The organism is Paenibacillus sp. Mc5Re-14 (assembly GCF_001049835.1).
Classification (GTDB): domain Bacteria; phylum Bacillota; class Bacilli; order Paenibacillales; family Paenibacillaceae; genus Paenibacillus; species Paenibacillus polymyxa_C.
The window spans coordinates 2,215,366-2,239,051 of the sequence record NZ_CVPD01000001.1; the positions used below are offsets into that span (position 1 = coordinate 2,215,366).

The window sequence follows — 23,686 nt, forward strand, 5'->3', positions numbered from 1 at the left end:
CAGAAAAGAGATTAAATATGAAAAGATATATCCACAAGATCAAATATCAAGGTCTGTTCTTCAAAATCTTTATTGTTATGGTGGTCAGCATCACTGCGGTGTCCTTGCTGACCTCTTTGGTGACGATTCGAATGTCTGAACGACTATTCGCTGAGACATTCAGTATTACGAATGCCAAGGTGCTTAGCCAGATTCAATCCAGCTTTGAATCCTTCAATGACTCTATCGTGAATGCTGTAACCCATGCTTCGGAAAATGGAACCGTCAAAAACTATTTGACTGGCGGCCAATCTGACTCGATTAACTCGGCAAGGATTTACTTTGGTATGGCACAGCAAATGAAGCAAATTAAATCGAACGTCGATGCTTATGATGTCGGTGTCGCTGTAACAGGGATGAACGGTCGGAGCTTTTACTCCGACGCGTCCTATTGGCCTGTAACTGCGGAACAGCTTAAGAGCAGTGCCATTACAGCCCGAAGCGTGACACGGCCAGCACAGCTTATGTATCAAATGGATACGGAGTTGTTTCATCAACAAATGAATAGCACCGCACAGAAGCCAACTCCCTATATTATTGCCTCCAAAGTATTTATGGAGCGAACGAGCGGCACCATGTACGGTATGATCTACATCGCTATCCGAGAGCCGGAATTCCGGCGTTTTTATAACAATTTCACGAGTAACGGTAATGATGTGCTTATTATGGACAAGACGGGACTGATTGTATCAAGCAACCGCCAGGATCTGATCGGACAACGCTCCAGTGAACTGCTGGGCTATGCCACCAAAATCAATGAACAGGGACTGAACTATATTAATGCAGGTGTGATGAATAAGGAGAGTATCGTTCTTTCCAACTATATTCCTTCATTTGATTTTTATCTGGTGAACATGATCGATAGACAAACGGCGGTTGGGCAAATTATTGACGTTAAATCTGTTGTATGGATCTGTATCGCCATCGTACTGATTGCTTTGGTGATTGTTTTTCTCATTTCCCGACGCCTGATCCGTTCCTTGACTCGGTTGGTCAAGCAAATGTCGACGATACGCGAGAAAAATTTTGATAATTATATCCCGGTCACAGGCAGCTACGAAGTCAGACAATTAAGTCATGCTTACAACTACATGCTCGATGAACTGAATGACTATATTCGTAAGCTTTTAGAAACGCAAAAAGGCCAACGAAATGCAGAGCTTGCTGCACTACAACGGCAGATCAATCCACATTTTCTGTACAATACATTGGCTTCCATCAAAATGCTAGTGCTCAAAGGAAACAAGGAAACCGCTGCCGAGACGATTAATGCGCTCATTTCCCTGCTGCAAAATACAATCAGCAATGTGAGCGAAACGATCACCATCGAGCAGGAAATGGACAACATGCAAAATTATGTATTTATTAATCATGTACGTTACGGGCAGCGGGTACAAGTGAATTATTTTGTATCCCCCGATTGTCTGGAGTACCATGTGCCCAAGCTCATCATTCAGCCATTTATCGAAAATTCCTTTTTTCATGCCTTTAATGAGAAAAATGCAGGGCACATCTATATATTGGTGTCCAAAACGGATGATACATTAATCTGTGAGGTGGTCGACGACGGAGACGGTATGGATTTGGATGGGCATACAGTGCAAGACGGACTGCCGAATCCCAAGAGCAAACGCCAACTATTTACGGGCATCGGCATCCAGAATGTACACAATCGCATTACCCTTCTGTATGGAGAAGAATATGGCGTAACCATCTCTAGCAAGAAGGGCGAGGGCACCAAAGTGAGGCTGACCCTGCCACTGATCCTAAAACCCGTCCCTCCTACCCCATAAAAATATAGGCTGAACTAAACAAAGAAGGTGGAACAAGAACGGAGTAGGCGGAATGATGCTTCGTGAAGAACTTTAGTTCAGTCTATAAAAAGTACCTAAAACTAAAAAAAGTACAAATGTAAGCGGTACCTTTTTAGATAAATCATAATAATAAGACCAATCTGTATAAAGATATTCCTAACTGCCAGCAAAGCAAGGATGATAAACTAAATTCATAAACAAGGTAACCGCTTTCAAAGAAAGTTTTACATGATTAGCAACATATAAAAAAAGAGTAGGGGTTGAACAAAATGAAAAAAATGTCTTTCCTTCTGCTGATCGCAAGCTTGATCTTGCTATCCGCGTGCTCCAGCAATTCCGAGAAAGCAGCTACGACCACAGATTCAGGCAAGAAAGAAATCACAGTCTGGGCTTGGGACCCGAACTTTAATATCGCAGCCCTGAAGCTGGCAAAAGATCGCTATGTTGCCAAACATCCAGATGTAACCGTAAACATTGTTGAATATGCTCAAAATGATATCGTACAAAAAATGAATGCCGGCCTCAACTCCGGTTCTACTAAAGGATTGCCGAACGTGGTTCTAATTGAGGATTACCGGGCACAGAACTTCCTGCAAGCCTATCCCGATTCTTTCCATGATATGACTAATTCGATCAAAGCATCCGACTTCGCGGATTATAAAATCGGGCCGACCAGCTACAACGGCAAGCAGTATGGAGTTCCATTTGACTCCGGCGTTATGGGATTGTATGTAAGAACGGATTATCTGGAACAAGCCGGCTACAAAGTAGCGGACTTGACCAATATTGATTGGGACAAATTTATTGAAATCGGTAAAGCTGTAAAACAGAAAACAGGCAAAGATATGCTGACTCAAGATCCGAATGACCTGGGTCTGATCCGTGGCATGATCCAAACTGCAGGTTCTTGGTACCTGAAAGAAGACGGTAAAACACCAAACCTGGCTGGTAACCCAGCTCTGAAGGAAGCACTCTTGACGTACAAATCCTTGTTCGACGCTAACATTGTTAAAATGAATGCCGACTGGAGTCAATTCTTGGCCGCGTTCAACAGCGGTGCAGTTGCTTCCGTACCTACAGGTAACTGGATTACGCCTTCGATTAAAGCTGAAGCTTCGCAATCCGGTAAATGGGCTGTAGTTCCTTTCCCTAAGCTGAAAAATATACCTGAATCCGTGAATGCTTCCAGCCTCGGCGGCAGCTCCTGGTATGTCCTCAACTCGGACGGTCAAGATACCGCTGCTGATTTCCTGAAAGAAACATTTGGTTCAGATCCAGAGCTGTATCAAGATATGCTGAGCAAAATCGGAATTGTCGGTTCATTGAACGCTGCTTCCAGCGGTAAAGCTTATGACGTGGAAGATGCTTACTTCGGTGGCGACAAAGTATACAAGAAGTTTGCTGATTGGACTAAGCAAGTTCCAAAAGTCAATTATGGCCTGCACACTTATGCCATTGAGGACATCATGACCGTTGAAATTCAAAACTACCTGAACGGGAAAGATGTAGACACAGTTCTGAAGGACGCTCAAGGACAAGCGGAAGCACAGCTTAAATAAGACAGTCCATCTAGCCAAGGCTAAACAATAAAACGATAAGCACTTAAAACCTTGGGCTTGCGAGTTCAAGGTTTTATTGCTGCATAGGGAGTTGACATGGTATGAAGACAGCCGCGCCCAAAATGACTACAACACGTCTCAAAGCAGGTATGACAGGATGGTTGTTCATATCCATCGCAGTGATCATGATTGCCGCCTTTTATTTTTATCCGATGATTCAGGCGCTGATCTTATCCTTTAAAACGGGTACAGGGTCTAATCTGAGTTTTAACGGCATTGATAACTATAAGCGCCTGTTCACCGACAAAATGTTCATCACCGCCGTAAAGAATACGTTTATCTACTTAATTTTCCAGGTACCTTTAATGGTCATTCTGGCTCTGTTCATTTCCGTATTGTTGAACGATAAAAACCTGAAATTCAAGGGCTTTTTCCGCACCGCCATCTTCTTGCCGTGTATCACATCTCTTGTAGCCTATTCGGTTGTTTTCAAGTATCTGTTCTCATCTGACGGTTTGGTAAACTCCTTGTTGCTGAATCTGCATGTGATTGGTACGCCAATCCAATGGATTACAGATCCTTTCTGGGCCAAAGTAACAATTATTATTGCGATCACATGGCGCTGGACTGGGTACAACATGATCTTTTATCTGTCGGGTCTTCAGAACATTGACAGCTCTATCTACGAAGCAGCCCGCATTGACGGAGCTTCCCCGATTCGGCAGTTTTTCAGCATTACCGTTCCACTGCTTAAGCCGATTATCCTGTTCACCTCGATTACATCGACGATTGGTACACTCCAGCTCTTCGATGAAATTATGAATATTACGAAGGGTGGACCCGGTAACGCGACATCTTCTATTTCGCAATATATCTATAATCTGTCCTTCAAGTATTCATCCGACTTTGGTTATGCGGCGACCGTATCTTATTCCATCGTCATTATGATCATTATCTTGTCGATTATCCAGTTTAAAGTGGCAGGTGAGAAAAAATGATGAAAACAAAAAGAGCATTTACGTACGCCTTTCTGATTCTTGTATCATTCATTTCGATTTTCCCGTTCCTGTGGATGCTATCCAGCTCCACGAACCTGTCAGTCGATGTAACAAAAGGCAAACTTCTGCCTGGCTCCCATCTGATGGATAACATGCACAATCTGCTGGAACAAGTAGACATCGTTACTGCACTCAGTAATTCTGCAAAGGTTTCCATCTCAACGACGTTGCTAGCTATGCTCATTGCATCACTGGCTGGCTATGGCTTTGAAATTTACAGAAGCAAAGCGAAAGACGTTGTCTTCAATATCCTGCTGATGTCGATGATGATTCCGTTTGCGGCAATCATGATCCCGCTTTACCGGATGTTCGGCAGCATTTCTAATGTCATACCATGGATCGGCATTGATACGCTCTCTTCTGTCGTTATTCCGACCGTAACTACGGCGTTCCTGATCTTCTTTTTCCGTCAAAGCACCAAGATGTTTCCCAAGGATCTGCTGGAAGCTGGCCGGATGGATGGATTATCCGAGCTAGGTCTGTTCTTCCGGGTGTATATGCCTACGATGAAAACAACCTATGCCGCTGCCGCAATCATCACGTTCATGTCCAGCTGGAACAACTACCTCTGGCCTCTGATTGTACTGCAAACGCCAGAAAATCAGACCATCCCGCTGTTGATCTCGAACCTCGGCTCCAGCTATGCACCGGACTACGGCGTTATCATGATCGCTATTGTCCTGTCCACATTGCCGACTGCGCTGGTATTCTTCCTGATGCAGAAGCACTTTGTCGCAGGTATGGTCGGCTCGGTAAAATAATAGATTTGTGTGTACGGTCTTCATTCAATTTAAAAATAAGGAGTGTTCGCCTTGACCATTCATACCCCTAGTCTGGACTGGCTCACCGATGTGACCAAGTTCGCGGTAAATCGCTTGCCTGCCTATTCCGACCATAAGTATTACGCCACGCTTCAGGAAGCAGAGCACCAGGCCGATATGGCCTGGCGTCACAGCCTGAATGGGAGCTGGAAGTTCAACTATGCGACGAATCCGGCCACTCGCCCAGTAGAATTCTATGCCCCTGACTTTGAGTATGGCGGCTGGAGCGATATTCAGGTACCAGGTCATATTCAGACACAAGGCTTCGGCCAAATGCAGTACGCCAATACGATGTACCCGTGGGACGGACATTCAGACGTTCGTCCACCCCATATTCCAGAAGACCACAATCCGGTCGGTAGCTATATCAAAAGATTTGTTTTGCCCGAAAATATGGCTTCTGACGCGCAACCTGTGTTCATCTCTTTTCAAGGTGTCGAGTCGGCCTTCTATGTATGGCTGAACGGACAATTTGTCGGTTACAGCGAGGACAGTTTTACACCGTCTGACTTTGAGCTAACACCCTACCTGCAAACTGGTGAAAACAAGCTGGCGGTAGAGGTATATCAAAGAAGTACAGGAGCTTGGCTGGAGGATCAGGATTTTTGGCGTTTTTCCGGCATTTTCAGAGACGTATATCTGTACACGATCCCTACTGTTCACGTACGCGACCTGCATGCCAAGGCGGATCTGGATGCTACCTACACGCAGGGCCTGCTGGAATTGAAACTGACTTTGGAACAACCGGCAACGGCCCATACAACTGTCGATGTGAAGGATGCCGCCGGTCATATCGTAGCTTGTTTAAAAGCTGACTTTACAGATGGCATCGCCTCGCTGTCGGCAACCTTGGAGCAAGTAGAGCGCTGGAGCGCGGAGAAACCTTATTTGTACACGTTGTTCATTCAAATTTATGATGCTGATGGATCACTTGTCGAGGTGATCCCACAAAAGGTCGGCTTCCGCAAATTCGAGATGGTCAACAAGGTTATGCATCTGAACGGCAAACGCATCGTCTTTAAAGGTGTGAACCGTCATGAATTTAACGCTCGTACCGGACGTGCGATTTCCCGTGAAGATATGCTGTGGGATATTCGGACACTCAAGCAGAACAATATAAACGCTGTCCGTACCTCTCATTACCCGAATCAGACACTGTGGTATGAGCTCTGCGATGAATACGGGATATACGTGATTGACGAAATGAACTTGGAAACACACGGTTCCTGGCAAAAACTCGGCGCAGTCGAGCCTTCGTGGAATATTCCGGCCAATCTGCCGGAGTGGCAGGATATCGTTATGGATCGCGCCATTTCCATGCTGGAACGGGACAAAAACCATGCATCCATTCTGATCTGGTCTTGCGGAAATGAGTCGTATGCAGGTGAAGTGCTGCGCAATGTCGCTAACTATTTCCGGTCCACCGATCCGAGCCGTCTGGTACACTACGAAGGCGTGTTTCACAATCGTACGTACGATGATACCAGCGATATGGAGAGCCGGATGTACGCCAAGCCCGCAGATATCGAGCAATACTTAAACGATAATCCACAAAAGCCGTATATCAGTTGCGAATACATGCATGCAATGGGCAATTCCGTAGGCGGCATGCACAAGTATACCGAACTGGAGAACAAATATGAGCTGTATCAGGGCGGTTTTATTTGGGATTATATCGATCAGGCGGTTATGAAAAAAGATCGCTACGGACGCGAGTACCTCGCGATCGGCGGTGACTTTGACGACCGTCCAACAGACTATGGTTTCTGTACGGACGGTATTGTCTATGCGGACCGGAAGATTTCACCAAAGATGCAGGAGGTCAAATTCCTGTACCAAAATCTGAAGCTCATCCCGGATACCAAAGGTGTGACCATTCGCAACGAAAACCTGTTCGAGGGTACAGGAGACTATGAACTGGTATACAGCCTGTTGCATGAAGGTCAAGAGATCGCGCGAAATGTGAGTCATGTGGATGTGGCGGCTCAGACCGAAGCCTATATTCCATTGACATTCCCGAGCACAGACGAGAAGCCTGGGGAATATGTCATTCACACAGCGCTCGTATTGACGGAAGCGACGCTCTGGGCTGAGGCTGGGCATGAAGTGGCCTTCGGACAACATATTTTCATTGTGGAAGATCCAAGTCCGCTGAAAGCTCCTACAGGTGGAGCCCTACGAGTAGTACATGGCGATGTAAATATTGGCGTTCACGGTACGGATTTCACCATCATGTTCTCCAAAGGAGCAGGCAGCCTGACTTCACTTCGCTACGCTGGACGTGAGATGATCGCTACGCCTCCTGCCCCGCTGTTCTGGCGAGCGACCACAGACAATGATCGGGGAACGGCACTGGGTTTTGAAGCTGGTGGTTGGTTCGCCGCAAGCCTGACGCATAAATGTGTGGATATCGAGGTTACGGAAGAGCAGACAGACCGTGTGACCATTACGTTCCGCTACACCCTAAGCATTCATGCTGACGTACAGGTAACGGTAACCTACACCGTCCTGGCGGATGGCAGTTTGAACGTAAAATCCACCTATGAAGGTGTATCAGGGCTGCCTAACCTGCCGATCTTTGCCCTTTCGTTCAAGGTTCCAGCGGACTATCGCCATCTGGACTGGTATGCGATGGGACCGGAGGAGAATTACATTGACCGAGCCCTTGGTGCTAGACTCGGCGTATTCCGCAACGAAGCTGCGGATAATGTGTCCGGGTATGTCGTGCCACAGGAATCCGGCAACCGTACAGGCGTGCGCCGGGTCGATATTACCGACGATTCCCAGCGAGGCATTCGCATTACAGCACCTGCCACCGCACCAGTGGAATGCAATATTTCGCCGTATACGGCATTTGAGTTGGAAAGTGCAGGCCATCTGTATGAACTGCCCAATGTGTATTACACCGTTGTCACCGTAGCTGGCAAGCAAATGGGCGTAGGCGGTGACGACAGCTGGGGTGCCCCGGTACATGAGGAATATCAAATTCCGGCCGATCAAAAGCTGGAATTCGAGTTTACCGTGCAGCGGATATAAATAAACTCTCCGTATAGACAAGTATATGTAATAAAAGCCCTTCCGCTGCTTCCCTCATGGAAAGCCGGAAGGGCTTTAATATTTACGTACCAAATAGTTGTACTTATCCTAATCGTATGGACTACTCTTCCTAAATTGACCTTATCTGTAGAATAGGCGGTGAACACCCTATCTATTTCAAAACAACTTCAATATTACGTCCAGGATCGCTGTACTTGTAGAGGCCAGGATTTAGTTCCAATTTTCCGTCTAATTCAATATCTTTATAACGGTCAACATTAACTCCTGTGGATACCATACCCTTCGCAATGATCTCAGGTACTACTTCTTTGCCGTTAATTCGCATCGTTGTTTGGTTGACACCTTTGAAGCCAGGGGAAACGGATTTCGATTCGACAATCAAATCTTTTCTCTCTGTATAGTATGTGAAATCAATTTGATAACCGTCTACATTAAGCTCAGCGAACTGTTTTTCTTCTTTGGGTTTATGAAGAGTAATCCAATTCTTGGAAGTATCACGTTTCTGGATGACAGCATCTTTCAATATAAGTTTCATTGGAACATCAGACCAGTCCTTATACCACTCTGAGGATTCAAATTGATATAAGTGTTGATAATTTTCAGGACCAGCCCCTTTAAGATTCCATCCTCCGTTAATTTTTTTATCACCTATAACCAACTGAGCCGTTTTATAATGGACATTTCCTTTTTTAAGTGAATCACGCTCTGTTACTAGAATTTCAATATCCAAGGGGGTAATAATCAGTTGGTCTAAGGTAGCGCCTGTATTTTCCTGGAATTCCGCGCTGCTATGCAGCTTCTTAGAATAAATCGCTTCACTTGCTTTTTTTCCATCCGCTTCAAATTCGAACTTCCAAGTACCTTCAATTCGTTTTGCTTCCTCAATGTAACAGAAATGAAGGTTTGCCTTTCTCCAATCTTGTGCAGTCATGTTGAATACCTGCTCAATATGCAACTCTGGGCTGTCACTAGGTAGAATGGTTGGGATGGCGTCTATTTCTTTGTCGCCCACTTTCATTACCAAATGCGGGTTCCCACGTCCTAAATCGGATGGAGCTGCAGCAACTCTAAAGCGGACAACAGTCTTGTTATTGGTTTGTCGAACGGATTCTATATAAATGTTAGGATACTGCTTGGTCCCCGTAACGAGGGTATCCCCAGCTTGATGATTCGTCTTTAAAGGAATATCCTGATTACGATAAAAAATTAGATTCTGTGCCTCAAGTGTATAATCTTTTTTACGATCCTTTAATGTATCAACAGTTTCATAAATGCCTAGGAGTTTCTGGCTTTTAGGATCGTAATTCAAATATCCGTGTGCTCGTTCCTTGTTATTAGAATTGCTAGTTACCATAGTTTTCTCTATAGCAAACCCAATATAACTGCTTGGGTCGGTTCCCGGATCCAGAGAGATGAGCATTTTCATTTTTTCGCCATCTGTTACAACACCATTCAAATTCATCGTAATGCCTGCATCGGTTACTTTTAGATCATACCGCTGACCAATACCACTATTTATCGCGTTGGTTACACTACGTCCGCCTATTCTATCCCAATTGATAGTCACACTAGCGAATACAGGGATGGCAATGAGCAGAAAACATGAGAATACAATACTCGCAGGAACAATTTTTGTTCTATGCATAGGTGCTTCCTGTGACTGTTGCAGAGTTGCTTTTCGTTTGGTTGCTTCCTGTTCTATATTTACCCACATTGCATCATATTCGGGTTGAGGAATGTGCTGTTCTTTCTCAAAATACCGACTCACTGCTATTCATCTCCTTTACTTGGGATACCACCATTTTTTTTAGCAGTTTAAGCCCTCGATTTAATCTGGATTTAGCTGTTCCTTCGGGTATATTTATAACTCTAGAGATCTCCGGCACAGTCAATTCGTTTACATAACGAAGGACCACGACCATTCGAATTTTATCTGGAAGCTTGTTATATAGCTGGTGTAGCTCTGTCTTAGTTTCTCGATGATATAAGCTCTCTTCCACCGGATTAAATGAATGAGGACGTGACAATAAAAAAGTTCGTATTTCCTTCATCAGCCCAGTTTTTCGCCTTCTAAGCACATTGCTGCACTCATTGGAAGCAATTCGTAAAATCCATGATTTGAGATCTTGTACTTTGGACCTGTCGGCCAAGATTGCTTTGACAAATACCTCCTGGCAAACATCTTCTGCATCTGCTTGATTTTGCATCAGATAATAACAAAAATAATATATCTGTTCCTTATATAGTTCAAACAGCTCTCGATCAGTCATATACGTGCACCTCCCTTGTTGTGGTCTCATCTATTAAGACTATTAACGGAGTACAATCGTTCATTTACATCGAAAAAAGGCAGTCCTATATAGGACCACCTATTATTGATCGTTCAATTCCCAACGCTCGGATACTGTGCCACATGCTCAATTCACTTCTTTTATCAATCAAAAAAAACCACCCTGCTCTAACCCCTGTCATTAGCCTCCAAAATAAACATGAGTCCTGGCGACCCGGCTAGCTTGTAGCCAGATTAACATACGTTCGCGTGAAATCAAGGTTTTGCAAGTCTCTTTGATCTATAAAAAATTCCAAATACCCTGCGTCCCACCAGCACATACCGACCTCATCCAAAGAAGATACCGAGAGCAGAACATGCCAATTTTCCGAAGCTTGATCGTGCTTTTCCCGATTCGCCTGGTATTCTTGCAGCTGAGGCAGCACTTCGGATCGCAAATGCTCCGCATACTCCGTACTTCCCCTATGCATAGCTTGCTCGGCTTCCTTATGGATCTGACTCTCACTCTTATGCCAATTAAACAGAAGACCCTTTAGCCCGTTACGGCACAGATAAGCATCCCGACGAGTGTTCCCGGCAAAAGACTGATGCTGTCCCCACACCGTGTCGCTATGTTCATATAAAAGCTCATAAAGCTCTTCGTACTGATCTAATAGAATATCTCCTAGCTCACCCTCCGATGGTAGCGTCAGGATCGGATGAAAAGAAATTGCATACGCAGTGAAATCCCGTTGATCCGCCGACACCTCTACGCGCCCAGCGGGCGGTAATGTTTTCTGCAAAGCACTGCTGTCGCCGTTATAGTAAAAGATTTTATGCTCAATATCGTAAGCTGGCTCATCCAGCCCAAGAAAAAAGTATAGTATGCCCTGATGAGGCAATCCCTCAAATGGTGAAAAAGGCAACTCGCTTAAATTGATCTGAGCAATAAACGTATAATATTCTCCGTCTGAATTACACGGCCACTCTATTGTGGGCGGCAGATCTGGATAGCCGGCGATCCGACTATTCCCAACGTGTTCATAGTTTTCCTCATGCTCTAGCTGAAATTGTATAGTAGCTTCGGCATCCTGATAGATCTCTTCTTTTAACTCATCATCAAGTGAATGCTCTTCGAGTATTCGAGTCAGTTCTTCCTTTAATGGTGGTTGCAGCATCTCACTCGCCCCTTTTGACAAAGTATTATGTATTGATTGCTCTCATTCAATCTCTCTTAAATCAGATTATCAAATTATGGTCTGATAAGCTATGCTGCTGTGAAGCGGAAATAGACTAGACATTGTTCATAAATGTTTTGTGATAGGCATTCCGATACTGTGAAGGAGTCATATGTACTCTCTTTTTAAACAACCGCATAAAATACTTCTCATCCGTGTATCCTGCTTCTTCCGCTACCTGCTTAATGCTCATATCTGTACGGGAAATCAATTCCTTAGCTTTGTTGATTCGAATACTGTGAATGAACTCCAATGGACGCATGCCCGTATTCTGCATGAACAAACGGGATATATAATCCTTGTTGTAATTGAACTTCTGAGCCAAATCGGTCACGGTCAGCGGTTCTCCAGCATGAATTCGAGTCCACTCAATAATCTTGTTCATGCTCACATTCCCCTGTGAATGGACAGGATTGGAGATCAAGCGACTGAGGGCCAGTTCGGATATCTCGATCAGCAGTGAGGTGAACAAATAGTTAGCACTGTGATACGTAAGATAATGCGAGTTGGCGACATGCAAGATTTGATTGACGATAATATGAATCCGATCTCCGTTATCTGCCTGTACACTTTGCGGCAAATAGATATCGCGTATCACGCCATGACGCTGTACAAGCCCGTCCATTGCACTTGTTTCCTGCTTTATTTCCTCACTAGATAATACATTCGGGGTCGCAGGTACATCGAAATGAAACCAATAAAATTTAACCCCAGGCAACGATTCCCGGTATCCTCGATGCGTACGACCGGGGTACAGCAATAGAATATCTCCTTCCCCTACTTCAAAATACTCCTCTTCCTCCCGTATATATACCGTCTCTTGGACACCAAGGATCAGCTCAAAGTTCTCAATGGAACGGCTCATATGCTTCCATGGCACCTCGGAAACGAACTCGCCTGCCGAGATCAGTTGGATCGGAGCATCTACATTCACTTTCAGATAGGTCATGTTATCGCCTCTTTAGATTCATGTTCGGATTTGTCCACCTATTGTATGGTTAAGCTACTGACATACCGCGGTTGCAATGCTAATGTAGTGGAGAAATATACACTTTCATCTTAGCTAAGGAGCGATGATTTTGAAAGCACAAGCTTTTGACTTGCATAAAGTAAGCATTGATTCCGGCCCACTTTACCACGCCATGGAGCTGAATACGACCTATCTGCTGAGTTTGGAACCTGACCGTTTATTGTCACGCTTTCGTGAATATGCGGGATTGGAGCCCAAAGCGGCTCATTATGAGGGCTGGGAGGCACGCGGCATCAGTGGACATACACTTGGTCACTACCTGTCTGGCTGTGCGCTGATGTTTGCCTCCACAGGCGACAAAAGACTACTGGAACGAGTAAACTATGTGATCGACGAGTTGGAAATATGCCAAAATAGTCATGGAAACGGATACATTTCCGGCATCCCGCGTGGGAAAGAGATTTTTGAAGAAGTCAAAGCCGGAGATATTCGTTCCCAGGGCTTTGATCTTAACGGAGGCTGGGTTCCGCTATATACGATGCACAAGCTCTTCGCAGGCTTGCGTGATGCCCACCTGCTCGCTCATCATCCCAAGGCTTTAGCGATGGAAATCCAACTCGGCGACTGGCTGGAGGATGTATTCCAAGGACTGAGCGATGAGCAGGTGCAACAGGTACTCCATTGCGAGTTTGGCGGTATGAACGAGGTGCTGACCGATCTGGCGGAACATTCCGGAGAAAAACGCTTTTTGAACCTGGCGGAACGCTTTTATCATGGAGAGGTGCTGAATGATCTGGCAGACAGTCGCGATACGCTGGCAGGACGACATGCTAATACGCAAATTCCTAAGATCATCGGTGCAGCACGGCAGTTCGAAGTGACAGGCAAACCTCTATATGCGGATCTTTCCCGATTTTTCTGGGATCGGGTGGTTCACAAGCATTCCTACGTAATCGGCGGCAATAGCTATAATGAACATTTTGGTGAACCCGGCAAGCTGAATGATCGTTTGGGCGAAGGCACCTGTGAAACCTGCAACACCTACAATATGCTGAAATTAACAAGACATATGTTCGAATGGGACGCGTACGCAGCCTATGCCGACTACTATGAACGAGCGATGTTCAATCATATTCTGGCTTCACAGCAGCCTGTAGATGGACGTGTATGCTATTTTGTATCGCTGGAAATGGGAGGACACAAGTCCTTCAATTCTCAATATGAGGATTTTACATGCTGTGTCGGGTCCGGTATGGAGAGTCACTCTATGTACGGCACGGCGATTTATTTTCACACGGCAAACACAATCTATGTCAACCAATATGTCCCTTCTACCGTGACGTGGGATGAGATGAACATACAGCTCAAACAAGAAACCCTCTTTCCGCAAAATGGGCGGGGAACGCTTCATGTCATAAGCAAGGAACCCAAGTTCTTCACGATTAAACTAAGATGCCCGCACTGGGCGGAGCAGGGAATGAAGATTAAAATCAACGGAGAAGAGTATGCCGCAGAGGCTTGTCCTACCAGCTATATTGTAATTGAACGAGAATGGAACGATGGGGATACGGTCGAGTACGATATTCCTATGACAGTAAGAGTTGAGGAAATGCCGGATAATCCGCGTCGGATTGCATTCATGTATGGCCCACTTGTGCTGGCTGGAGATCTGGGTCCTGTTGTACAGGAGTCCAACGAGGAACGTCTGCTGGCATCTGTTCTGATTGGATCGGCCGATTCCCTGACAGCCAAGCTGATTACTGATGAGAAGGAGCCGAATACATTCCATCTAAACGACCTGGGCTATATCGGAGACTTGCAGCTTCGTCCGTTTTATCAGATATATGATCGTTCTTATACCGTCTACTGGGATCTCTTTTCCAAGGAGGAATGGGTAGCAACAGAGGCAGAATACCGTACCGCGTTAGCGTACCAGCTAGAGCTGGAACGACTTACAGTGGATGTTGTGCAGCCTGCCGAAATGCAGCCTGAACGGGATCATGCCTTCACTGGAGAACACGTTGGCCTGGGGTCCATTTATAATCGCAAATATCGCGACACATGGTCTGGGGGCTGGTTCTCTTTTGTCATGAAGGTGCTCCCTGATAAGCCTGTCCAATTAGCAGTGACCTATCTGAAGGACTCCGACCGCTCTCATCGTGACTTTGACATCACTGCAGATGGTCAGAACTTAGGAGAAGGCAAGCTGGAATCCGAGGAAATGAATAAATTCGAGACATTTATCTATGAGCTGCCTCTGTCTGTGACGAATGAAAAGAATGAAGTTACGATTCGATTCACAGCCCAGCCACAAGGCAAGGTGGCGAGGGTGGCTGGATTGCGAGTGATCAAAAGTCATCTATAGCACCATTCCGTAGCACTATCCCGCCTATATAACAACAAGCAGACGCTTCTATAAGCTGTCTGCTTGTTCTGCTTACCGTCTTATAATTTGAATCATCGTTATTGCTCCATGTTCACTTTACATCATGTTCATTTCACGGAAACTGTCTCTAATCTTGCGCAGCTCTTGCTGTGCCCTGCTGTATCGCGAGGCGTAGGTCCAGGCAAGCACCTGATGATAATGCGAAGGTGTTTCAATTGTGGTCACGTTATACATGGCCAGATTCCCGTCTATTTCTCCTTTTAGGGTAAACTCAATGGCAGGATATCCGTTCACCACCATATCTGAAGCAGTCCCCAATTCAGGGTCCGTAATTCCTGACACCAAATGATCCTCAATGATTCCTTTATATTCTTGAAGGGTCATACTGCTGTCAAAGTCGCTTTTCGGTTCAGACAATACAATCAAATATCTATCGGTAAATTCATTTTTAATGGAAATATCCGCTTCCTCATTAATCCTATTATCTCGTGACCAATTCCACGGAGCCGTAACTGCAAACTGATTATCCTTACTGGTAAATACCTCAGGCTTCACGATTTGAGTAATGAGCGTAGAAATTAAGGATACAGCAAAGACAATCGAAGTGATCGTCATCAGGATGATTGCTCCTGCAATAATCCCGGTTTTCTTTTTGCTCACCTTCCCCAAATCCCGTGTCCTAACTACATATGTATTGGCGGCCATATCTCCAATTCGTTGTTTCCGAGGTGTCACCAGCACACATATACCGGCGGGCAGCCCCCAGAAAAGCAGCGGGTTCGTATCCACCAGATGTATGAGCGTACGGATCAACGATTTAATCATGCCTGGCGGCATTCCTTCTCCATTCACGACCTGAATGCGAAGTACAAACTTGCCCAGCGTATAGCCTGTAAGTCCTTCCAGCAACAGATAATAGCAGAAAGAGCCAATCAAGAAGAGTATCACTACCATACCCATATTTGGGATTTCCGCTTCAGCTACTTTTTTCGCTATAAAATAGACAAGCCCACCATACCCAAAGACGATAAGAATGAAGTCAATCATCCAGGCGGCCCATCTCCTGAAAAAGATAGAGGCTCCGTATGTTTCTGATAATACCGCCATCCTATCTGGTTCTCGTCGTTGATAGCCGCCATTCCTCACAAATTCTCCCGGAGCTACTGTAGATGGATTTTTCGATAAATTATGTTCTTCCAAATGATACACCCCTGATGTCAATTTAATCCCAGTTAAGTATAACATCCTTTTTCATCCAGTGGAGCAATCCTGACAGCGCACTGGAGTAAACCGAATCCCGCCGATGAACAAACCACACCTCTAATTTACGATAGGTTTCGGGTAAACGATGCGAAGCAATACTTCCCTCCTTCTTCGCCTTTACAATTGACGAGTGTGGAAGCATGGACACCCCTAGACCAGAGGCTACACCACCTAAAATGACTTCCAATGTTCCGAATTCCATAATCTGATACGCATCCACACCTGCATCGCTCAGAAAACTTTCCGCTCTTGCCCGATGTGTGCAGCCTACATCGAAGAACAGCATAGGCTTGGCAAGCAACTTGCTCATATCACTTTCTCCCGGTTCCGAAATAAGCACCAACTCCTCTTCAAACGCCGCAACATGCTCTATATTCGGATCATCGACAGGGCCATAGACGAATGCCCCATCTAATTCGTAATTTAATACCTTTTGTACAAGGGCATGCGTCCCCCCGGTCATCAGCGATAGCTGCACATTAGGGTATTCAGCGTAATATCCCGTCAATAAAGTCGTTAGATGCGTAACCGCAGTCGTCTCAATCGAGCCCAATCGCAACGGTCCCGCAGGCTGGTCCGAATATTGAGTAGACTTCTCTGCCTCGTCGAGCAAAGTCAATATGGATTCCGCATACTCCAGCAGATTCTCTCCTGCCGACGTTAGTGTCATTCCGCGATTAGATCTGCGAAATAGCGGTACGTTCAATTGTGCCTCAAGCTGCTGAATCCGTGAGGTCACATTGGACTGTACATAGTTCAACACTTGCGCAGCCCTTGTGATGCTGCCCTCGCGAGCAACCGCCCGAAAAATTTTCAAATCACTGCTTTCCATATATACATCACCTGCTTGGTATGATCATTTATGATACTGACGTTCGATTTTGTTCATTTTACCGGATGCTTGCCACTCTGTACAATTCAAAGTACATGCAAATGCATCTAAAATCGACCACAGGAGGCTTTAAAATGAAAGCTGTAATACATACCGACAAACACGGCCTTGAGGGCCTGATGTATAAGGACGTTACGGACAGACAGCCGGGGCACAGCGAAGTGAAGGTCAGACTCAAAGCCGCAGGCTTGAACCATCGGGATCTGTTCCTCATGGCGGATCGAACCGCCAACGATGCTCCACTCATTCTAGGATCGGATGGAGCAGGCGTGATCGAGGCTGTGGGCGCTGGCGTCCCAACCTCACTGGCAGGCACTGACGTAATCATCAATCCATGTATCGGATGGGAGAAGACGAACCACGTTCCCTTGGTTCCTGCCATTCTGGGCGTTCCTTCAGACGGGACATTGGCCGAATCGGTTATCGTTCCCGTTCAAAATGCCGTCAGCAAGCCAGCTTACCTGTCCTGGGAAGAAGCAGGGGTACTGCCTTTGTCTGCCTTGACCGCTTACCGCGCTCTCTTCACTAGAGGCCAATTACAGCAGGGTGACCATGTCCTCATTCCCGGTATTGGCGGCGGTGTAGCCACGTATGCCATGCTAATGGCTTTAGCGGCGGGCGCACGGGTCAGCGTCACATCACGTAGCGAAACAAAAAAACAAGCTGCCCTCGCCCATGGCGCTCATCATGCATTCGACAGTGATAGCGATTGGAAAGAAAGCATGAACGGAGACACCGTGGATCTGATCCTTGACAGCATCGGACCCGCTACGTTCGACAAATATCTGGATGTCATCAAACCGGATGGCCGGATCATTACATTTGGCGCAAGCTCAGGAGATCACATAGAGATTCCGCTGCGTTCTATATTTTTCCCACAGATTAGCATCATCGGTACCTCTATGGGGAGCGGTGAGGAATTCGCAGATATGCTCCAATTCATGGAGCGCCATTCCCTTCATCCCATTATAGATAGCGTCTTCCCTCTACAAGATACAGCGCAAGCCTTTTACCGTATGCAGCAGGGAGTGCAGTTAGGCAATATAGGGATCAGAATAGAATAAGGCGTACGTAACCATATGTATCTAGAAAAAAATCCACTACTATAAAGTGCCTCATCCCGAGGTCAATTTTATAGTAGTGGACCTATTCAGTCGATCAAACGATGCTGGACCCATTTGTTGCCACGGAAGCGCCAGAGGAAAACGATCCCCCGCACACCCCATTCAATATCCATGGCCAGCCAGACACCAACAATTCCCAAGTTGAACACAATGCCCAAAACATACCCGAGCACTACCCGGCACAACCACATGGACAGCATCGAGGTGAGGGACGTAAATTTGGAATCACCTGCTGCCCTAAGCGCAGAGGGTGTAATAAAGGCGATGGACCAGAGTGGAATCTGGGCCAGCGTATTAATCAGCATGACCATAAAAATGTCATCTACAATTTCAGCAGGTGGATGAAACAACCCCACCATCGGCTTAAACAAAGGCATTAGGATTAGCCCCATTACAATAAACGAACCGGACGACAGCCAAATAAACGATTTGGTAAACTTGCGGGCATCGTGTACATTTCGCCGTCCCATGCATTGACCCACCACGGTCACAATCGTAAGAGCCAAAGCATTCGCAGGAATTTGGAACACGTTAGCTAGGGATGAGCAAATGGCATTCGTCGCCAATGCATTGGTCCCCAGGTTCACAATGAAGATTTGCGTTAAAATTTTACCTCCATTAAAAAACATCTGTTCCGCTGCAAAAGGAAGACCAATAAACAGGATCTTTTTAAGCATGGCTAGATTAAAATAAAGCATATCTCTAAGCTGAACACGCAAGTCGTCATCTACCCTAACCAAATAAATCAACGCGCAGGCAGCTCCTGCATATCTGGACACATTGACTGCAATCGTCATGCCCAGTACACCCATATCTAACAAGTTAATAAATACGACATTCAGCAGCACATACGAAAGGTTCATGATGAGCGAAAGAGCCAGCGACGCCCTCGTCTTGCCGATCCCTCTCAGCGCTCCACATACGGCCTCAACGATCGCAATCCCCACGAAAGACATACAGCTTCCCAGCAGGTACACCTTGCCGTTAGCCAATACATCAGTCGAGGCAGAGCCAAACAGGACGCTTAAAATGGGATTGTACAACAGGATCATAAACAGACTGATACATAAGGCCAGCAAGGAAACGGAGGATATAGTACCGGATGTTGCTTTAGAGACCATAAGATCGTTGCCGCTCCCCTTATACTGCGCTACAACAACCGTACCCCCGGTAGACACTGCCACAAACACATTAATTAGGAAAATATTTAATGAATCAATCATATTTACGGCACTGACCGCCGCCATCCCTGACGAGCTAATCATTGCTGTGTTCACCAAATTAAGACCCACGATAAAAGCCTGATCAATTAGAAGCGGGATAAACAAGGCAATCATCTGCCGATAATCAATAGACTCTCCAGAAAAATGCCGATTCAGAAAGCCGTGCGTTCTCATCCTTACACTCAGTTGACTCATATCATCACATTCTTTTTATCAAATTGAAAAAAAACCCTTCAACAGAAGAGTCTTTCATAGCGAAAAAATGTATAAAGTTGCAAGGCTAGATGTCTCTGGCTCTTGATTCTGTACACTTTTCTCTACATAGAAGTATCACTCCAAAAGAAAATTCTGTCAATGCGTTTGCTCACATTAGAATAGAAAAAAGGTGAAAAACCTGCTCAGCTCGGTGAACAGGTTTTGAAACAGGATTACACCATCCCTAGGTATGCATAACACCTTGTTAAGAGAATACCTATGATCTTCTCGCAATTAAGTCTTGTTGAATAGAAGCTTCATTCTTTTCGAATTTCTTATAGAAAAACATAGGGATAATTCCGATCAAGAAGACGATAAACGGCAGCCAGATGAAGCTGAACTGAATGCCAGACAAAGCAGTCGGGGTCTGAACCTTTCCAGCAATATAGCCCGTGCTACCCATAACCCATGCTGGCAATAATCCGCCAATTCCGCTACCTGCTTTAATACAGAATGCGCTTCCAATAGAAGTCAGGAATCCACTTGCCCGAATTCCATTTTTCCATTCCCCATAATCAACCGTATCGGACAACATGGCAAATGGCATAGAACACGCAAAGCCTGATCCTAATGCTCCAATGATCCAGCCGGCAATAATAAGGGTTAAGTTTGTACTTCCCATTAAAATCACAACTTGACCTAATGCAGCTAATATCAATCCGATAATCATGATCGTATTTTTACTTAATTTTCTGGCAAACAACGGAATCAGAACCATAGAGATTAATTGCAAAGAGGTCAGTCCGTTGATTAAAGGCACCAAGTCCTTACTGTCCAGATTGTATTGCAGATAAAAGATAAGCGTGGCAGAACGAATATTCAAACCGATCCAGTAACACAGGTTAGCAGCTACAACGAGCATCCAGGGCCAGTTTCGCTTGATGGCTGTAAAGCTTTTAGCAATGGGAACAGATTTCGTTTTCACTGCCGCATTTTCACGCAAATCGGCGAACGCTATGAAAAACATAATAATCGCCATAATTCCAAATAAAACGAGCGTTAGAGAAAATCCTTTTTGGTCATTCCCCTGTCCAAAGAAGGCGACCAGAGGTAAGGTGAACGTGGTGGCGATGAAGAAGCCCACGTTTCCCCCGACCATACGGAAAGAGTTCAAGACCACGCGTTCATTGGAGTTGGTGCTTAGGTTAGGCAGAATAGACGTAATCGGTGTACTGATTCCCGTATACAAAATACCCGCTATGATATAAGTGATGGCCGCATATGCAATTTTCCCCGATTCACTCCAATTGGGCGTCGTAAACGTAAGGACCATGAACACGGCAAACGGAACAGCTAGCCATAGAAAATAAGGTCTGCTCTGGCCGTATTTTGATTTGGTTCGGTCAATCAGGATGCCCCAGATCGGGGCATCAATGGCATCAATAAAACGGGTGATAAATAGTAATGTTCCGGCAATCCCAATAGAAAGACCGAATACATCCGTATAAAAATATAATAGATAACTGGAAATAACACAGTATAGTAGATTGCCTGCCGTATCCGTTAACGAATAGCTGATTTTACGATGAAAAGGAACGGTACTGGCTGCTTTTTCGGGTGGTTCCGTACTCACAATTCTCGTACTCATGATCTTTCCTCTCCCCATGCGAATGAATTATGATTCATAAACCCATACACGCATTTCCCCTTTGGCCCGATTGCACCAGGCGTAGTAAGGAATGGCGGTAATTTGTTGAGGAACAAGTTCAGGGGGCTCCGAGCTGTATAATGCATTTGAACCTTTTACCCGATATCCCTCTATGGTCAGCTTTACAATGCCACCCAGCAGATTTTCGCTAAATTCTTCTGTAACGGGGTTATCCTTTGGTAATCTTAATCCTGCCAGATTCGCCCCATTATCCGCTTCTTCCAGACAGTACACAACTGGACCACGTTGAAGAGCAACTTGCTGCTGGTTCATGGAGACAAGCGGGTTGCTCCGAATACGCTCCACCGGCATAGCCAAGTGCAAAGTTACCATATCCCCATCCTTCCAAGTGCGCTGAATCTCGACATAGCCTTTTTCAAGATGGTCTAGTGATATGACTTCCCCATTCACCTTGACCTCTGCCTGCTTGCACCACCCTGGAATTCGCAGTGCCCATTTAAATGCAGTTGGCTCTGTTACATGGATCGAAAGAGCAAGATCTGCATCCCACGGATAATGATGGGTTTGTGTAATTTCAACCTCTTGTCCAGATAAAGTCATGTTCACCTTGCTGGCAATATACAGATGCGTATACAACGTATCCTCGGTCTGGGTGTACATATTGTCCTCCACCGATGCAATCATTCGCGCCAAATTGGGTGGACAGCAGGCGCAGAAGAACCATTTTTGCCGCTCTGTTTTTACATGTTCCTGATCTTTTCTCGATTTTTGAAAAGGATTGACTTCCAGCGGATTCACGTAGAAAAACCGTTTCCCATCCAGATCCATTCCACTAATCGTTCCATTGTAGAGCGCACGCTCCAGAACATCGGCATATTTCCGGTCCGGCGCTAAGCGCAGCATACGATTGGCCCAGAAAGCCAGCCCTACAGAGGCGCAAGTTTCGCAGTACATGCTGTCATTGGGAAGATCATGATGGCAAGTGAATGCTTCCGCGTTCACCGTAGATCCGATTCCGGCAGTAATGTACATTTTGTGGTTCGTGACATCATCCCACAGCGTTTCACAGGTTTGTAGCAGAGAAGCATCTCCCGTTTTTGCAGCTAGGTCCGCCATCGCAATATACAGATACACTGCTCTTACCGCATGACCAACGGCCTCTTTTTGTTCTCGCACAGGTTGGTGTGCCTGCTGATATTCGAAGCCTAGGCCAAAATTAATATTGTTATCATCATTCCAGGTGGGCTCTGTTTGAATATGCTTTCTCTTTTCTTGCTCCTCCACAAAATAAATAGGATACTGTCCCCGCTGTTCGATAAAATATTGCGCTAATTTGAGGTATTGATCCTTAGCCGTTACGTCGTATAATTTGATCAAGGCCAACTCAATTTCTTCATGCCCCGGATAGCCTTTCCGCTTCCCTTCTTCTGTACCAAATATCTGCTGAATCAGGTCTACGTATTTCTCCATAATGTTGAGGAATTTCGTCTTACCCGTCGTTTCGTAATAAGCAACAGCCGCTTCTATAAAGTGTCCCGCACAATACAGCTCATGATTGTCCCTTAAGTTTGTCCAACGATTGTCAGGTTCCTTCAGCAAATAGTACGTATTCAGATATCCATCCTCAGCTTGTGCTCTTCCCAATAGATCAATGACTTCATCAGCCCGCTCTTCAAGCGCAGAATTTGGATGATCCCTTAAACTAAAAGCAACCGTCTCCAACCATTTGGCAAGATCACTATCTTGGAAAACGGTTCCATAATACTCTCCACTAGATTCCCCGGCCGCAATTCTAAAGTTCTCAATCGCATGGCTGGGTTCTGTATCTGGTAATTCATCATTTAATGCTTTCCACTGATAAGGAATAACCTCTTCCGCCACAACCTGCTTATACTTTTTCCAAAATGAATCATCGACGATGACATGCTTCACTGGTTTTGCCGTTTTCATTGGATAAACATCCCTTCCTGAAAATAGAACGCTTTCATTTTTGAAAAAATAAGGATAAAGTAATGATAATATCGAACAAGCTAACCTGAACTCCCCTTGCTACAGTCCTTATTTTATCAACCTGAATTTATAAAAAAAATCGCGATCTTTAACTAAAAC

General features: G+C 45.4%; 16 protein-coding genes. 7 read left to right on the plus strand and 9 right to left on the minus strand.

Going from position 1 to position 23,686, the window contains the following annotated elements:
• Nucleotides 1–17: 17 nt before the first annotated feature.
• The 5 genes from BN1546_RS10115 (at nt 18) to BN1546_RS10135 (ending at nt 8,327) form a co-directional block, all read left to right on the plus strand.
• A complete protein-coding gene (locus BN1546_RS10115; protein ID WP_090737373.1) occupies nt 18–1,832 on the plus strand; it encodes a cache domain-containing sensor histidine kinase in 1,815 nt (604 codons plus the stop codon).
• 290 nt (nt 1,833–2,122) lie between these two features.
• Nucleotides 2,123–3,412, plus strand: a complete 1,290-nt coding sequence (locus tag BN1546_RS10120) for an ABC transporter substrate-binding protein (protein WP_013368916.1) — start codon at nt 2,123–2,125, stop codon at nt 3,410–3,412.
• Nucleotides 3,413–3,513: 101 nt separating this feature from the next.
• Nucleotides 3,514–4,410, plus strand: a complete 897-nt coding sequence (locus tag BN1546_RS10125) for a carbohydrate ABC transporter permease (protein WP_013368915.1) — start codon at nt 3,514–3,516, stop codon at nt 4,408–4,410.
• Nucleotides 4,407–5,231, plus strand: a complete 825-nt coding sequence (locus tag BN1546_RS10130; RefSeq protein WP_013368914.1) for a carbohydrate ABC transporter permease — start codon at nt 4,407–4,409, stop codon at nt 5,229–5,231. Before BN1546_RS10125 ends, BN1546_RS10130 begins: the two co-directional genes overlap by 4 nt.
• Before the next feature lie 51 nt (nt 5,232–5,282).
• On the plus strand, nt 5,283–8,327 hold the full coding sequence (locus BN1546_RS10135; protein WP_090737375.1) for a beta-galactosidase, LacZ type: 3,045 nt from the start codon (nt 5,283–5,285) through the stop codon (nt 8,325–8,327).
• A 172-nt stretch (nt 8,328–8,499) separates the two neighbouring features.
• On the opposite strand, the gene BN1546_RS10140 is transcribed toward BN1546_RS10135, so the two are convergent.
• The 4 genes from BN1546_RS10140 to BN1546_RS10155 all read right to left on the minus strand — a co-directional run bounded on the left by BN1546_RS10140 (nt 8,500) and on the right by BN1546_RS10155 (nt 12,804).
• Nucleotides 8,500–10,116, minus strand: a complete 1,617-nt coding sequence (locus tag BN1546_RS10140; RefSeq protein WP_090737377.1) for a DUF4179 domain-containing protein — start codon at nt 10,114–10,116, stop codon at nt 8,500–8,502.
• Nucleotides 10,100–10,618: an RNA polymerase sigma factor gene (locus BN1546_RS10145; protein WP_013368911.1), complete on the minus strand. Its 519-nt coding sequence runs from the start codon at nt 10,616–10,618 to the stop codon at nt 10,100–10,102. The genes BN1546_RS10140 and BN1546_RS10145 overlap by 17 nt, the downstream gene beginning before the upstream one ends.
• A 238-nt stretch (nt 10,619–10,856) precedes the next feature.
• A complete protein-coding gene (locus BN1546_RS10150; RefSeq protein WP_090737379.1) occupies nt 10,857–11,795 on the minus strand; it encodes a YwqG family protein in 939 nt (312 codons plus the stop codon).
• A gap of 115 nt (nt 11,796–11,910) precedes the next feature.
• Nucleotides 11,911–12,804 carry a helix-turn-helix transcriptional regulator gene (locus BN1546_RS10155; protein ID WP_090737381.1) on the minus strand — a complete coding sequence of 298 codons (894 nt, stop codon included), beginning with the start codon at nt 12,802–12,804 and terminating at the stop codon, nt 11,911–11,913.
• A gap of 130 nt (nt 12,805–12,934) precedes the next feature.
• On the opposite strand from BN1546_RS10155, the gene BN1546_RS10160 reads away from it, so the two are divergent.
• On the plus strand, nt 12,935–15,190 hold the full coding sequence (locus tag BN1546_RS10160) for a glycoside hydrolase family 127 protein (RefSeq protein ID WP_090737383.1): 2,256 nt from the start codon (nt 12,935–12,937) through the stop codon (nt 15,188–15,190).
• A gap of 117 nt (nt 15,191–15,307) precedes the next feature.
• Here BN1546_RS10160 and BN1546_RS10165 read toward each other — a convergent pair whose 3' ends face one another.
• Nucleotides 15,308–16,456 (minus strand): RDD family protein, encoded by a 1,149-nt coding sequence (locus tag BN1546_RS10165; protein ID WP_013368907.1) that lies wholly within the window; start codon nt 16,454–16,456, stop codon nt 15,308–15,310.
• On the minus strand, nt 16,434–17,306 hold the full coding sequence (locus BN1546_RS10170; protein ID WP_013368906.1) for a LysR family transcriptional regulator: 873 nt from the start codon (nt 17,304–17,306) through the stop codon (nt 16,434–16,436). Before BN1546_RS10170 ends, BN1546_RS10165 begins: the two co-directional genes overlap by 23 nt.
• A 134-nt stretch (nt 17,307–17,440) precedes the next feature.
• Between BN1546_RS10170 and BN1546_RS10175 the strand changes: the two genes are divergently transcribed.
• Nucleotides 17,441–18,430: a zinc-binding dehydrogenase gene (locus BN1546_RS10175; protein WP_090737384.1), complete on the plus strand. Its 990-nt coding sequence runs from the start codon at nt 17,441–17,443 to the stop codon at nt 18,428–18,430.
• An 86-nt stretch (nt 18,431–18,516) separates the two neighbouring features.
• Here the strand turns inward: BN1546_RS10175 and BN1546_RS10180 are convergent, their stop codons facing one another.
• From BN1546_RS10180 to BN1546_RS10190, 3 genes are all read right to left on the minus strand, one after another.
• Nucleotides 18,517–19,908: an MATE family efflux transporter gene (locus BN1546_RS10180; RefSeq protein ID WP_064962697.1), complete on the minus strand. Its 1,392-nt coding sequence runs from the start codon at nt 19,906–19,908 to the stop codon at nt 18,517–18,519.
• A 277-nt stretch (nt 19,909–20,185) separates the two neighbouring features.
• A complete protein-coding gene (locus tag BN1546_RS10185; protein ID WP_013368903.1) occupies nt 20,186–21,556 on the minus strand; it encodes a glycoside-pentoside-hexuronide (GPH):cation symporter in 1,371 nt (456 codons plus the stop codon).
• Between the two features lie 27 nt (nt 21,557–21,583).
• A complete protein-coding gene (locus tag BN1546_RS10190; protein ID WP_090737386.1) occupies nt 21,584–23,527 on the minus strand; it encodes a glycoside hydrolase family 127 protein in 1,944 nt (647 codons plus the stop codon).
• Nucleotides 23,528–23,686: the final 159 nt, after the last annotated feature.